Here is an 11,892-nt window from a genome sequence, read left to right as displayed (position 1 = left end):
GGTGTGCCTTGCCGTGATTACACAGCAGCGGCACCCCCCACGATTTCAGAGATTTCTTTCGTAATCGCTGCCTGGCGGGTCTTGTTATAGACCAGCTGAAGATCACCGATAACGGTCTTGGCGTTGTCCGAAGCGGCTTTCATGGCCACCATACGGGCAGACTGCTCAGAGGCCATGTTCTCGGCAACGGCCTGATACACCAGACCCTCTACGTAACGCAGCAACAAGTCGTCAATAACCGACTTGGCATCGGGTTCGTAGATGTAATCCCAACCGTATTCGGAAGAGTTAGCGCTTTCTTGAGCGACTACCTGATCACCAGCCTGGAAAGGATCTTTCAGACCGGAAGGCAGAGGCAGCAAGCGAATAAATGTTGGGTCCTGCTTCATCGTATTGACAAAGCGGCTGGTCGCCAGATAAACAGCATCAATGCGGCCTTCCACGAAGTCGTCGATCTGCACTTTGATAGCGCCAATCAGACGTTCCAGGTTAGGCGCATCGCCCAAGCCCACTTCCTGAGAAACCAGATTGGCACCAACACGCGCCAATGTTCCAGCAGCTTTACCACCCAGAGCCGTTGTCTGAACCTTAATACCCTTGTCCTCAAACTCGCGAACACGCGCAAGTACCAGACGCAGAATATTGGTGTTCAGGCCGCCACACAGACCTTTGTCCGTGCTGACAACCACGATACCTACCGATTTGACTTCGGCGGGCTCAACCATGTAGGGGTGAGTGTAGTCGGGGTGCGCCTGCATCAGATGCGAAGCAATCTCGCGCACCTTGTCTGCATAGGGACGGCCAGCACGCATCCGCTCTTGCGCCTTGCGCATCTTGGATGCCGCCACCATCTCCATGGCTTTGGTGATCTTGGACGTGTTTTGCACGCTCTTGATCTTAGTACGAATTTCCTTGATTCCGGCCATCACACTTTCCTGTAAGGGCATTATCGGGAGCCTGACTAGGCTGTCGACTCCCGCTAATCATGACGCCGGGGTTTCCGGCGCCTGCCAACAATGATTAGAAAGCGCCGTGCTTTTTGAAGTCCTGGATGGCTGCAACCAACTCAGCCTCGTCTTCTTTAACCAGTTCCTTCTTGCTTTCGATACGCTCAACCAGAGCAGCGAACTTGCTGCGCAGGTGATCTTTCAGGCCTTTCTCGAAAGGCAGAACCTGAGCGACTTCCAGATCGTCGAAGTAACCGTTGTTCACAGCGTACAGGCTCACGGCCAGTTCCCACACAGCCAAAGGCTGGTACTGGGGCTGCTTGAGCAGTTCGACCACGCGCTTACCACGTTCCAGCTGGCGACGGGTTGCGTCATCCAGGTCGGAAGCGAACTGAGCAAACGCAGCCAATTCACGGTACTGAGCCAAGTCGGTACGAATACCGCCGGACAGTTTCTTGATGACCTTGGTTTGAGCAGCGCCACCCACGCGGGACACCGAAATACCGGCGTTAATAGCGGGACGAACACCAGCGTTGAACAGGTCGGACTCCAGGAAGATCTGACCGTCAGTAATCGAAATCACGTTGGTTGGAACGAAAGCGGAAACGTCACCGGCTTGCGTTTCAATGATAGGCAGTGCGGTCAACGAACCGGTCTTGCCTTTCACTTCACCGTTAGTGAATTTTTCTACGTACTCGGCATTCACACGAGCAGCGCGCTCGAGCAGACGGGAGTGCAGGTAGAACACGTCACCGGGGTAGGCTTCACGGCCTGGTGGGCGACGCAGCAACAGGGATACTTGACGGTAGGCCCAAGCTTGCTTGGTCAAGTCGTCATAAATGATCAGGGCGTCTTCGCCACGATCACGGAAGTATTCACCCATGGTGCAACCGGAGTAAGGAGCCAGGTATTGCATGGCAGCGGACTCGGAAGCCGAGGCGGCCACAACAATCGTGTACTCCAGAGCACCGTGCTCTTCGAGCTTGCGCACCACGTTGTTGATCGTGGAGGCTTTTTGGCCCACGGCAACGTAGATACATTTAACGCCATTGCCCTTTTGAGCAATGATGGTGTCCACAGCCACGGCAGTTTTACCGGTCTGACGGTCACCAATGATCAGTTCGCGCTGACCACGGCCGATTGGCACCATGGAGTCCACGGCTTTCGTACCGGTCTGCATGGGCTGGGAGACGGACTCACGGGCGATAACGCCAGGAGCCACTTTCTCGATGACGTCAGTCATCTTGGCGTTGATCGGGCCCTTGCCGTCGATAGGCATACCCAGAGTATCAACCACACGACCCAGCAGTTCGGGGCCAACGGGTACTTCCAGAATGCGGCCAGTTGTTTTAACTGCGTCGCCTTCGGAAACACCGGTGTATTCACCCAGAATCACGGCGCCGACAGAGTCGCGCTCGAGGTTAAGGGCCAGACCGAACGTGTTGTTCGGAAATTCGAGCATTTCGCCCTGCATCACATCGGACAAACCGTGGATGCGCGTAATACCGTCGGTCACGGATACGACCGTGCCTTGTGTACGAACGTCAGTCGACGCACCCAGGCCTTCGATGCGGCTCTTGAGCAGTTCGCTGATCTCGGACGGATTAAGTTGCATGTTCAGACTCCTGAAATCCTGTTTACTGACTCGCGCTATGCGGTCAGCGTATCGCGCATGCTGGCCAGCCGGGCCTGCACGGAAGTGTCGAGCACCTGGTCACCAACAATCACCCGAATACCGCCGATAAGGTCAGCGTCGACGGTCACAGTCGGTTTTAGCTTCAGGCCAAACTTTTTCTCCAGCCCAGCGGTCAGCTCAGCAACCTGAGCCTCAGCCATCGGGAAAGCACTGATAATCTGTGCCTGCGCCGTGCCTTCGAGTTGGTGTTTCAATAGATCAAACTGTTCTGCAATTTGTGGCAACAGCAAGATGCGCTGGTTATCCACCAACAATTGAAGAAAGTTGCGAGCCTTTTCGGTGACCTGTGACTTAACCAGGCCCGTAAAGAGTTCGAGTCGCTGCCCGTTATTCAGGCGCGGATCGTTCAGTGCCTCGCGCACATCGTGGAGACCGGCCACCTGAGCCATTTCGGACAACAGGGCCGACCACGATTCGAGACCCTGGCTGTCGTCGCGCACGGCGGCGAACAGGGCTTCGGCGTAAGGTCTGGCAATAGTCGATAGTTCAGCCATGGCCTGCCTTGATGTTAAAGTTCTGCCTTGAGCTGCTCGAGCAGCTGGGCGTGCGCATTAGCGTCAACTTCGCGTCGCAAGATTTGCTCGGCACCCTTGACGGCCAAGGCAGCCACTTCGCTACGCAGACCTTCACGTACACGTTGCACTTCCTGGTTAGCGTCTTGCTGGGCCTGCGCAATAATGCGGGCTTTTTCGGCTTCGGCTTCACGACGAGCTTGCTCCAAAAGAGCAGTCGCTTGTTTTTCAGCGTCGACAATGCGTTGATGGTTTTCGGACTTGGCCGAAGCATCCATCAGGCTGATACGCGCTTGGGCCTGTGCCAGATCGGCCTTGCCTTTATCGGCAGCAGCCAAACCATCAGCGATTTTCTGACGACGATCATCGATTGCTTTCGTCAGTGGCGGCCATACGAATTTCATCGTAAACCAGGCCAAAACGAAAAACACGATCATCTGAAAAAAGAGAGTCGCGTTTAAATTCACGGTCGTATCCCTTCAATACCACGTGTGTAGGAAGCGGTATGCGTCCTGACACATGTATGTTCAAGTCGACAAGCGGTGCATGATCAAACCGAGCAACACACCGCTAACGACGACTGCCTGCCCGTCTGCCAAAAGCGGCAACGGACTCGCCTTATTACCCAACGAATGGGTTGGCGAATGCAAACAACATGGCGATACCGACACCGATCAGGAAAGCAGCATCGATCAGACCGGCCAACAGGAACATCTTGGTTTGCAGAGCGTTCATCAGTTCAGGCTGACGAGCCGATGCTTCCAGATATTTACCACCCATCAGGGCGATACCAATGCAAGCGCCAAAAGCGCCCAGACCGATGATGATACCGCAAGCAAGAGCAACGAGAGCTACGTTGGTCATGACAACTCCTTGGTTAAAAATCAGGTGTAATTCAAAAAAATCAAAGCGTTAGCAGGCCAGGCCTGCTCCCCCCAACCAGACACCATTGTCCAGTCGGAATCGGATTAATGGCCTTCGTGTGCTTGTCCAATATAGACAAGGGTGAGCATCATGAAGATGAACGCCTGGAGCAACACAATCAGAATGTGGAAGATTGCCCACACAGAACCGGCCAGAATGTGACCGATACCCAGTCCCAGGCTGGCGCCATTAAACCCTGTCCATGCGCCACCCAGCAGAGCGATCAACATGAAAACCAGTTCACCGGCAAACATATTGCCGAACAACCGCATGCCCAAGGACACGGACTTGGCCGCGTATTCGATGCAGTTCAGCAAGAAGTTGAAAGGTGCCAGCACAACGGCCATCAGGCCTGTGGCAGTGAACGGTGCAGTAAACAGCTCTTTGACGAAGCCGCCGGGGTGCTTGATCTTGATGCCGTAGTAGAACATCAGCAGCAGCACGCCCATGGACATGCCCATAGGCACGTTCAAGTCAGCGGTTGGCAAAATACGGTGGTAGTACAGAGGGTCGCCATGTTCAGCGGCCAGACCGGTCTGGATGAAGATCCAGCCCAGACCATCAACGGGCAGCAAGTCCAGCACGTTCATCATGATGATCCACAGGAACACGGTCAGCGCCAGGGGCGAGACAAATTTCCGGGACTCAGCGTTAGGAACAATGGATTTGGCCTGGTCTTCAACCCAATCGACCAGCATTTCTACAAAAGACTGCAAGCGGCCTGGTACGCCGGCTGTTGCGGCCGAAGCGGCGCGCCACAGAAAGAAAACCACAACCAGACCCATCAGCAGGGACCAGAACATGGAGTCGTAGTTAATGACACCGAAGTTGGCCAGAACATCCTGTTTTTCACCCAAGTTGTTCAAGTGAACCAAGTGATGCTGGATGTACCCTGACTGAGGCGAAATATCACTAGCAGCAGCCATCTGTATTTACCCTGTGATGTATACGTTATGGGACGAGCCCGTGAAACAAAAATTCGTTATGGCAGCTTGCGGAAAAACAGCAGCAGCACATATCCCTTCAAGACACACAGCAGGCCAAAGAGCAAGGCAGGCCAAACTAACCAGCCCGTGTTTGCCATGGCAGCCGTTGCCAGTGTCAATACCGCAAAACCGAGTTTGAATGCCTCCCCCCAGAAGAAGGAAAGCGCTCCGGCGTTGCCGCCGCCCATCAAACCCAGCAAAAGACGCAATGCGAACAATGCGTTAGGCACAAAATAAGCAGCCGCACCAATCAGTGCTGAGGCTGCTGCATATGCGCCGGAAATCCATGCCGACAGGCCAATTGCCACCAGACCCATAAAAGCCTGGGCAACAAGTGTGCGCACAATTCCTTGCCCTGCCCGGCGAGCCATGCGGCTACGTTGCTCGGGCGTAAGTACTACGGGTTCCGGAAATGGTGGCTTGTCCCCTGCTGCCTGCACCGTGGCTGTGGTGCCTGTCTGCTGATAAATCGGCTGATTCATAGTAGGAAACAATCAGATAACGTTGTGTGGGTGGATGTACTGCAAAGGCCTTGGCCAATCCATCCGCGCAATATTATCGGCCCCTTTCAAAAGCCGGTGTCGTCAAACCCATAAAGTATAGCGTCTTTTTTTTGTTGTAAGCAAATTCAGCCTTGCTTGTTTGATACTTAATGCAAGGCTGATTTACGCAATCTCAATGGCATCAAGGGGTAAGCTTATTTTGTAACATTGCAGTGCAGCAATTTTACAACACACCCCTTGTTTTATCAGCGATTGAGAAACTTAGCGGTGCTTGAACTCGGGCTTGCGCTTCTCGACAAAAGCACGCATGCCTTCCTTCTGATCCTCTGTGGCAAACAAGCCATGGAAGTTGCGGCGCTCGAACAGCAGACCTTCTTCCAGCGACGATTCAAAAGCACGGTTCACGCACTCCTTGGCCATCAGGACAGACGGCAGGGACATGCTGGAAATAACCGTGGCGGCGTCCAATGCCTCTTCAATCAGCTTGTCGGCAGGCACCACGCGCGACACCAGACCGGAGCGCTCGGCCTCTTCGGCATTCATCATGCGCGAAGTCAGAATCAGATCCATGGCCTTGGCCTTGCCCACGGCACGGGGCAGACGCTGCGTACCACCGAAACCGGGAATCACGCCCAGCTTGATTTCTGGCTGACCAAAACGCGCGGAGTCAGCGGCAATGATGAAGTCACACAACATGGCCAGTTCGCAGCCACCGCCCAAGGCATAGCCAGCGACGGCGGCAATGATGGGCTTGCGGAAACGGCGCAGTTCTTCCCACTGGCCACCCAGATAGTCCTGGGAGCTGACATCGTGGTAATTCCAGTCTTTCATGGCGCCGATATCGGCACCGGCGGCAAAGGCTTTTTCATTACCGGTCAGCACGATACAACCGATTTCGTTGTCGGCATCGTATTTCTTTAACAGGGCATACAACTCGGCGATCAGCTCGTTATTGAGCGCATTCAAAGCCTTGGGCCGATTTAATGTCAATAAAGCAACACGACCATGCACCTCTGCTTTGACTAAGGGTTCGTTCATGCTGACTCCCAGAAAAATTAAATAGAATAGGGGAATGGAACCTACACCCGTACTTTACCGTGCCGAGCCGACAGATCTCGCCGGCCACCGCCTGACTGTCCAGATACAGATCACTTCCCCCCAAACAGATGGCCAGATCTTGAGCCTTCCGGCCTGGATCCCTGGCAGCTACCTGATCCGCGACTTCTCGCGTCAGATCGAAAGCATAGCCGCCTTCTCCGGCGAAAAGCCGGTTTCCATCCGCAAGCTGGACAACCATCGCTGGCAGTGCGAACCCTGCGAGGGCCCCTTGAGCATTCAGTACCAGGTCTATGCCTGGGACCTGTCCGTACGAGGCGCGCATATTGATCAGACCCATGCTTTCTTTAATGGCACCAGCGCCCTGCTGGCCGTTGAGGGCCAGACTGAACAGCCGTGCCTGCTGGAACTGGTGTCCAACGAGGACATGGAAGACTGGCAGGTTTACACCAGCCTGCCCGAGGCCACCGGCATGCCAGGCGCGGCAGAGCGCTATGGTTTTGGCCTGTACCGCGCCAGCAATTACGACGAGCTGATCGACCACCCCATTGAGATGGGTACTCCCCAGGTCATCAGCTTCTTTGCCCACGGCGCTGAACACGAACTGGTCTTTACTGGCGTCATCCCGAACCTGGACCTGCCCCGCATTGCCCGTGACGTAGAGAAAATCTGTGCCGAGCAAATCGCCTTTTTCGAACCTGAAACCCGTGGCGCGCCCTTCCTGGATTGCAGCTCGCGCTACGTGTTCATGACCATGGTGACCGATGACGGTTACGGCGGGCTGGAGCATCGCGCCTCGACCGCCCTGATGGCTTCGCGTCGAGACCTGCCTACCCAGGGCCAGGACAAATCGGTGAAAAGCGCGGGCTACCAGACCTTTTTGGGTCTGGTCAGCCATGAGTACTTCCATACCTGGAACGTCAAACGCATCAAGCCCGCCGTCTTCGCACCCTACGACCTGAGCCGTGAAAACCACACCCGCTTGCTATGGGTGTTTGAAGGCTTCACCTCGTACTACGACGATTTGATGCTGCTACGCTCTGGCGTGCTGAGCGAGGCCGATTACCTCAAGCTGCTGGCCAAGAACATCAATGCGGTTGAACGAGGCCCCGGGCGCTTCAAGCAGTCCGCCGCACAAAGCTCTTTTGACGCCTGGACGCGCTATTACAAGCAGGACGAGAACTCCCCCAACGCACTGGTCAGCTATTACAGCAAGGGCGCACTGATCGCCCTGGGCCTGGACCTGTGCATTCGCAGCCATACCCAGCAAGCCAAGAGTCTGGACGATGTGATGCTGCTGATGTGGGAGCGCTATGGTCGTGACTTCTATCAAGGCAAGCCAGAAGGCATTCCTGAAAATGCCATGCCCGCCCTGATTCTGGAAGCGACTGGCTACGACACCACGGATTTCATTGCTCGCTACGTTGAAGGCTGCGAGGACCTGCCCTTGAAACCCTGGCTGGCCGAACAAGGCTTGAAGCTGGAATGGCAAGCCTCCTCCAAGCTGCCCAGCCTGAACGCTCGCTTGCGCCAAAGCGCAGGCCAATGCCAGCTGGCTACCGTCTTCACTGATGGTGCAGCGCATCAAGCCGGGCTGTCTGCCGGTGATGCCCTGGTCGCTATTGACGGCTTGCGTGTCAGTGACACCGCCAGCCTGGAGCGCCTGCTGGCAGCCTATGAACCCGGCCAGACCGTACAAGTTCACGCCTTCCGCCGCGATGAACTACACTGCTTCACGCTACAACTGGCGCGCCCTGCTCTGGACGAATGCGTCCTGAGCCGCCAGTCCTGATCTTCTTTCCAGGCCCGCCAACCATGGCGGGCCTGACACTTTTTTTTGCCATGACCACACGCCGTATATTCATCAACAATCTGGTGGTGCAAGCCTCTATCGGCATGTTGGACCACGAACTGGTTCACCGCCAGCCCCTGCATATTGATGCCGAATTCGACACCACCATTACGCAGGACGTTCAGGACGAGGACATCGGGACCGTGTTGGACTACCGTCAGCTACGCGAGGCACTGATCGACGTCAGCACCACGGAACACACCAATCTGCTGGAAACACTGGTAGAGCGCCTGGCTGATCGCATCCAGAATGATTTCCCGACCGTGGAACGCGTTAAAATCCGCGCCAGCAAACCCGAGGCCTTTGCCGACTGTGATGCCGTCGGCATCGAGATTGAACGCAGCCGCTAAAGCCCCCTGCCCCGCCTCTGGCCGGGGCTACGACGACACTTCTTTCCGCTTTTCCTTATGTCCCAAGACACCAGCACCCTCCCTCCTTCCGAAACCGAGACTCCCGTGTTTGCCAGCAAGGCTGAACGCAAGCAGCGCGTCAATGACAACAAGCTGAGCAAACGCATCATGCGTGAGGTGGGCCGCGCCATCGGTGACTTCAACATGATCGAGGAAGGCGACAAGATCATGGTCTGCCTGTCTGGCGGCAAGGATTCCTACGGCTTGCTGGACGTGCTGATGACTTTGCAAAAGCGCGCTCCGATCAAGTTCGACATCGTGGCCGTGAACCTGGACCAGAAACAGCCCGGTTTCCCTGACCACATCCTGCCCGAGTATCTGGAAAAGCTGGGCGTGCCCTATCACATCGAAACTCAGGACACGTACTCGGTGGTGACGCGCGTGATTGCCGAAGGCAAGACCATGTGCTCGCTGTGCTCGCGTTTGCGTCGCGGCATCTTGTACCGTGTCGCCAAGGAGCTGGGCGCTACCAAAATCGCCCTGGGCCATCATCGTGATGACATTCTGGCTACCTTCTTCCTGAACCTGTTTTACGGTGGCCGCATGAAGGGCATGCCGCCCAAGCTGATGTCGGACAATGGCGAGCACATCGTGATCCGCCCTCTAGCCTATGTGCCCGAGAAGGACCTGATCGCCTACGCCAAGCTCAAAGAATTCCCCATCATCCCCTGTAATTTGTGCGGTTCGCAGGAAAACCTGAAGCGCCAGGAGATCAACCGCATGATTGCGGAATGGGACAAGAAATTCCCGCACCGTTCCTGGAACGTGTTTGGCGCCCTGACTCGCGTGGTGCCTTCGCACCTGATGGACCCCAAGCTGCATAACTTTGCAGACCTGAAGGTCACAGGCCAGGCCGATCCGGAAGGCGATAAAGGCTTTGATCAGGATTATTTTGACGATCACCTGCCCGAGAGTTTGCTGGCCGCAGGCTTTGAGGAAGATAACGACGAAGCTACTCCGGGCGTGCGTCAGGACGCCTTCACCCCCGCTCAGCCTGCCGCTTCTGGTGAACAGCAGATTGTGTTCATGAGCAAGCGTCGTTCCGGCCAATAAACATGACACACGGCTTAGCGTAGCGCTTGCCGCCTGCCAATACACAAGCGACAGACAATAAAAAGCCCCGATATAAACCGCTAGTGTCTGGAATGATATCCAGATTGTGGAGGTTTATATCAGGGCTTTTTTTGCGCCCGCTGAACGACTATCAGGCCTTAGCTCGGTTTTTGCGAACCATCCCAACGTTCACCGGGCACCTGAATATCGAACAATTCCAGCACCCGCATCACCGTGTGATCGACAATATCGTCGATGCTTTTGGGTCGCAGGTAAAACGCGGGCATAGGCGGGAAAATGATCCCGCCCATTTCCGTCACGGCCGTCATATTACGCAAATGCGCCAGATTGAATGGCGTTTCGCGCACCATCATCACCAAACGACGACGCTCTTTCAAGGTAACGTCGGCAGCCCGGGTAATCAGGTTGTCAGACAAACCATGCGCCACGGCGGCCAGCGTACGCATCGAGCACGGCACAATCACCATGCCCGCCGTAGGAAAACTGCCACTGGCCAAGGTTGCACCCACATCGCGGAAGCTGTGCACCTGATCGGCCAGAGCCTGAATCTCGTGCCTGCCGATATCCAGCTCATATTTGATGTTCAGCACCCCGGAGGGCGAGATCACCAAATGGGTTTCCACATCCGGACAGGACTGCAGCACTTGCAGCAGGCGCACGGTGTAGACCGCCCCGGTGGCCCCGGTCATACCTATGACCAGGCGTCGCTTGGTGCTCACTCCAGAGCCCCAGCCTCGCGCAGCATGGTTTCCAGTTCGCCGTTTTCGTACATTTCAGACACGATGTCCGAACCGCCGACGAATTCGCCCTTGATGTACAGCTGGGGGATGGTGGGCCAGTTGGAGAAGTCCTTGATGCCCTGACGCACTTCGGCGTCGTCCAGCACGTTGACCACAACCACCTGGCTCAGGCCAACAGCGCGCAGAATCTGCACGGTACGTGCGGAGAAACCACACTGAGGAGCTTGAGCTGTGCCCTTCATAAACAGCACAACGGGGTTTTCCGTTACGGTTTCGCGGATGAAATCTTGAACTTCACTCATGATGTTCTCTTAAGAAAAGAATTAACACTGTCCACCTGTGACCCGCCGGATTCCTGCCAGATCTTCATAACTGATGACCTGTTTGAACCCTGCCTGCCGCAGCATATTTTGCACATGGTCGGCCTGATCCCAGCCGTGCTCCATGAGAAGACTAGCACCAGGACGCAGATACGGCCCGGCTCCCTGAACTATTGTACGCAAATCCGTCAAGCCGTCAGAGCCATCTGTCAGTGCCTGACGCGGCTCGAACCGCACATCGCCCTGCGCCAGATGTTCATCATCCACTGCAATGTATGGAGGGTTGGACACGATCAGGTCAAAAGGTTCCTGGCCTGCCACGGCATCGTACCAACTCCCCAGGCAAAACTCGACTTTCCCACACAAACGCTGAGCATTTAAGCCCGCCTGCGCCAATACCAGCGTGCTGATATCACTGGCGACCACATGGGCATCAGGACGTGCCAGTGCCAGAGAAACCGCAATGGCGCCGCTGCCACAGCCCATATCCAGAATGCGGGGAGACTGGATATGCTGCACGCGCTCCAGTGCGCGCTCGACCAGGGTTTCGGTATCCGGGCGAGGAATCAGCACCGAGGGCGACACCAGAAACTCGTGACCCATGAATTCACGCACACCGACGATATACGCCATGGGCTCGCCCGCCACACGGCGGGCTTCCAGAGCTTGATAGGCTTGGATCTTGTCCAGCGGCAACTCGTCCGTGTCGTGCGCAATCAGCCAGGAACGACCGACGCCCAGCACCTGCATCCACAGCATGTCGCGCTCCAGGCGCGGCAAGGGACTTAACGGCTGCAAGGCTCGCAAGGTACGGGGAGAATCGGCAGGCGTGGCCATTGAGGACACGGCCTGCTCACCGGATAGGTTCATGC

General features: G+C 55.9%; 14 protein-coding genes. 3 read left to right on the top strand and 11 right to left on the bottom strand.

The annotated features are described in order from the left end of the window. Window positions 1-17 precede the first annotated feature (17 nt). From atpG to KOE80_RS11035, 8 genes are all read right to left on the bottom strand, one after another. A complete protein-coding gene (gene atpG / locus KOE80_RS11070; RefSeq protein WP_035270228.1) occupies window positions 18-926 on the bottom strand; it encodes a F0F1 ATP synthase subunit gamma in 909 nt (302 codons plus the stop codon). Window positions 927-1,020: 94 nt separating this feature from the next. Beyond that, complete coding sequence (atpA, locus tag KOE80_RS11065; RefSeq protein WP_026483720.1) at window positions 1,021-2,562, bottom strand: F0F1 ATP synthase subunit alpha; 1,542 nt, start codon at window positions 2,560-2,562, stop codon at window positions 1,021-1,023. Window positions 2,563-2,597: 35 nt separating this feature from the next. After that, window positions 2,598-3,137: a F0F1 ATP synthase subunit delta gene (locus tag KOE80_RS11060; protein WP_003805005.1), complete on the bottom strand. Its 540-nt coding sequence runs from the start codon at window positions 3,135-3,137 to the stop codon at window positions 2,598-2,600. A gap of 14 nt (window positions 3,138-3,151) precedes the next feature. After that, window positions 3,152-3,622 carry a F0F1 ATP synthase subunit B gene (locus tag KOE80_RS11055; RefSeq protein ID WP_009464119.1) on the bottom strand — a complete coding sequence of 157 codons (471 nt, stop codon included), beginning with the start codon at window positions 3,620-3,622 and terminating at the stop codon, window positions 3,152-3,154. A 154-nt stretch (window positions 3,623-3,776) separates the two neighbouring features. Continuing rightward, window positions 3,777-4,019: a F0F1 ATP synthase subunit C gene (atpE, locus tag KOE80_RS11050; protein ID WP_009464117.1), complete on the bottom strand. Its 243-nt coding sequence runs from the start codon at window positions 4,017-4,019 to the stop codon at window positions 3,777-3,779. A 104-nt stretch (window positions 4,020-4,123) separates the two neighbouring features. Then, the gene (atpB, locus tag KOE80_RS11045; protein WP_035270224.1) at window positions 4,124-5,005 is read right to left on the bottom strand and encodes a F0F1 ATP synthase subunit A; all 882 of its coding nucleotides are present in this window, start codon (window positions 5,003-5,005) and stop codon (window positions 4,124-4,126) included. Window positions 5,006-5,061: 56 nt separating this feature from the next. Further along, window positions 5,062-5,547 carry an ATP synthase subunit I gene (locus tag KOE80_RS11040; protein ID WP_226349147.1) on the bottom strand — a complete coding sequence of 162 codons (486 nt, stop codon included), beginning with the start codon at window positions 5,545-5,547 and terminating at the stop codon, window positions 5,062-5,064. 282 nt (window positions 5,548-5,829) lie between these two features. Then, complete coding sequence (locus KOE80_RS11035; protein ID WP_009464111.1) at window positions 5,830-6,606, bottom strand: enoyl-CoA hydratase; 777 nt, start codon at window positions 6,604-6,606, stop codon at window positions 5,830-5,832. Between the two features lie 34 nt (window positions 6,607-6,640). On the opposite strand from KOE80_RS11035, the gene KOE80_RS11030 reads away from it, so the two are divergent. The 3 genes from KOE80_RS11030 to ttcA are packed head-to-tail and all read left to right on the top strand — an operon-like array spanning window position 6,641 to window position 9,939. Then, window positions 6,641-8,416 carry a M61 family metallopeptidase gene (locus KOE80_RS11030; protein ID WP_226349146.1) on the top strand — a complete coding sequence of 592 codons (1,776 nt, stop codon included), beginning with the start codon at window positions 6,641-6,643 and terminating at the stop codon, window positions 8,414-8,416. A 50-nt stretch (window positions 8,417-8,466) separates the two neighbouring features. After that, window positions 8,467-8,826 (top strand): dihydroneopterin aldolase, encoded by a 360-nt coding sequence (gene folB, locus KOE80_RS11025; protein WP_026483715.1) that lies wholly within the window; start codon window positions 8,467-8,469, stop codon window positions 8,824-8,826. Between the two features lie 57 nt (window positions 8,827-8,883). Continuing rightward, entirely contained in the window at window positions 8,884-9,939 is a 1,056-nt protein-coding gene (ttcA, locus tag KOE80_RS11020) for a tRNA 2-thiocytidine(32) synthetase TtcA (protein WP_226349145.1), read from the top strand. Between the two features lie 158 nt (window positions 9,940-10,097). On the opposite strand, the gene KOE80_RS11015 is transcribed toward ttcA, so the two are convergent. Genes KOE80_RS11015 through prmC form a run of 3 tightly spaced genes read right to left on the bottom strand, consistent with a single transcriptional unit; the run spans window position 10,098 to window position 11,890 of the window. Next, entirely contained in the window at window positions 10,098-10,679 is a 582-nt protein-coding gene (locus KOE80_RS11015) for a UbiX family flavin prenyltransferase (protein ID WP_080748002.1), read from the bottom strand. Further along, window positions 10,676-11,002 (bottom strand): Grx4 family monothiol glutaredoxin, encoded by a 327-nt coding sequence (gene grxD / locus KOE80_RS11010; RefSeq protein ID WP_003804985.1) that lies wholly within the window; start codon window positions 11,000-11,002, stop codon window positions 10,676-10,678. Before grxD ends, KOE80_RS11015 begins: the two co-directional genes overlap by 4 nt. 21 nt (window positions 11,003-11,023) lie before the next feature. Continuing rightward, the gene (gene prmC, locus KOE80_RS11005; protein WP_083054779.1) at window positions 11,024-11,890 is read right to left on the bottom strand and encodes a peptide chain release factor N(5)-glutamine methyltransferase; all 867 of its coding nucleotides are present in this window, start codon (window positions 11,888-11,890) and stop codon (window positions 11,024-11,026) included. Window positions 11,891-11,892 lie beyond the last annotated feature (2 nt).

Source organism: Alcaligenes sp. 13f, assembly GCF_020496585.1.
Classification (GTDB): Bacteria; Pseudomonadota; Gammaproteobacteria; order Burkholderiales; family Burkholderiaceae_B; genus Alcaligenes; species Alcaligenes phenolicus.
Note: the sequence above shows the minus strand (reverse complement) of the source record. Positions and strands in the feature narration are given on the sequence as shown.

Coding starts and splice junctions, on each gene's coding strand:
- KOE80_RS11060 (WP_003805005.1), bottom strand. CDS start 3,137: ATGGCTGAACTATCGACTATTGCCAGACCTTACGCCGAAGCCCTGTTC.
- atpA (WP_026483720.1), bottom strand. CDS start 2,562: ATGCAACTTAATCCGTCCGAGATCAGCGAACTGCTCAAGAGCCGCATC.
- KOE80_RS11030 (WP_226349146.1), top strand. CDS start 6,641: ATGGAACCTACACCCGTACTTTACCGTGCCGAGCCGACAGATCTCGCC.
- ttcA (WP_226349145.1), top strand. CDS start 8,884: ATGTCCCAAGACACCAGCACCCTCCCTCCTTCCGAAACCGAGACTCCC.
- KOE80_RS11040 (WP_226349147.1), bottom strand. CDS start 5,547: ATGAATCAGCCGATTTATCAGCAGACAGGCACCACAGCCACGGTGCAG.
- KOE80_RS11035 (WP_009464111.1), bottom strand. CDS start 6,606: ATGAACGAACCCTTAGTCAAAGCAGAGGTGCATGGTCGTGTTGCTTTA.
- prmC (WP_083054779.1), bottom strand. CDS start 11,890: ATGAACCTATCCGGTGAGCAGGCCGTGTCCTCAATGGCCACGCCTGCC.
- grxD (WP_003804985.1), bottom strand. CDS start 11,002: ATGAGTGAAGTTCAAGATTTCATCCGCGAAACCGTAACGGAAAACCCC.
- folB (WP_026483715.1), top strand. CDS start 8,467: ATGACCACACGCCGTATATTCATCAACAATCTGGTGGTGCAAGCCTCT.
- atpG (WP_035270228.1), bottom strand. CDS start 926: ATGGCCGGAATCAAGGAAATTCGTACTAAGATCAAGAGCGTGCAAAAC.
- atpB (WP_035270224.1), bottom strand. CDS start 5,005: ATGGCTGCTGCTAGTGATATTTCGCCTCAGTCAGGGTACATCCAGCAT.
- atpE (WP_009464117.1), bottom strand. CDS start 4,019: ATGACCAACGTAGCTCTCGTTGCTCTTGCTTGCGGTATCATCATCGGT.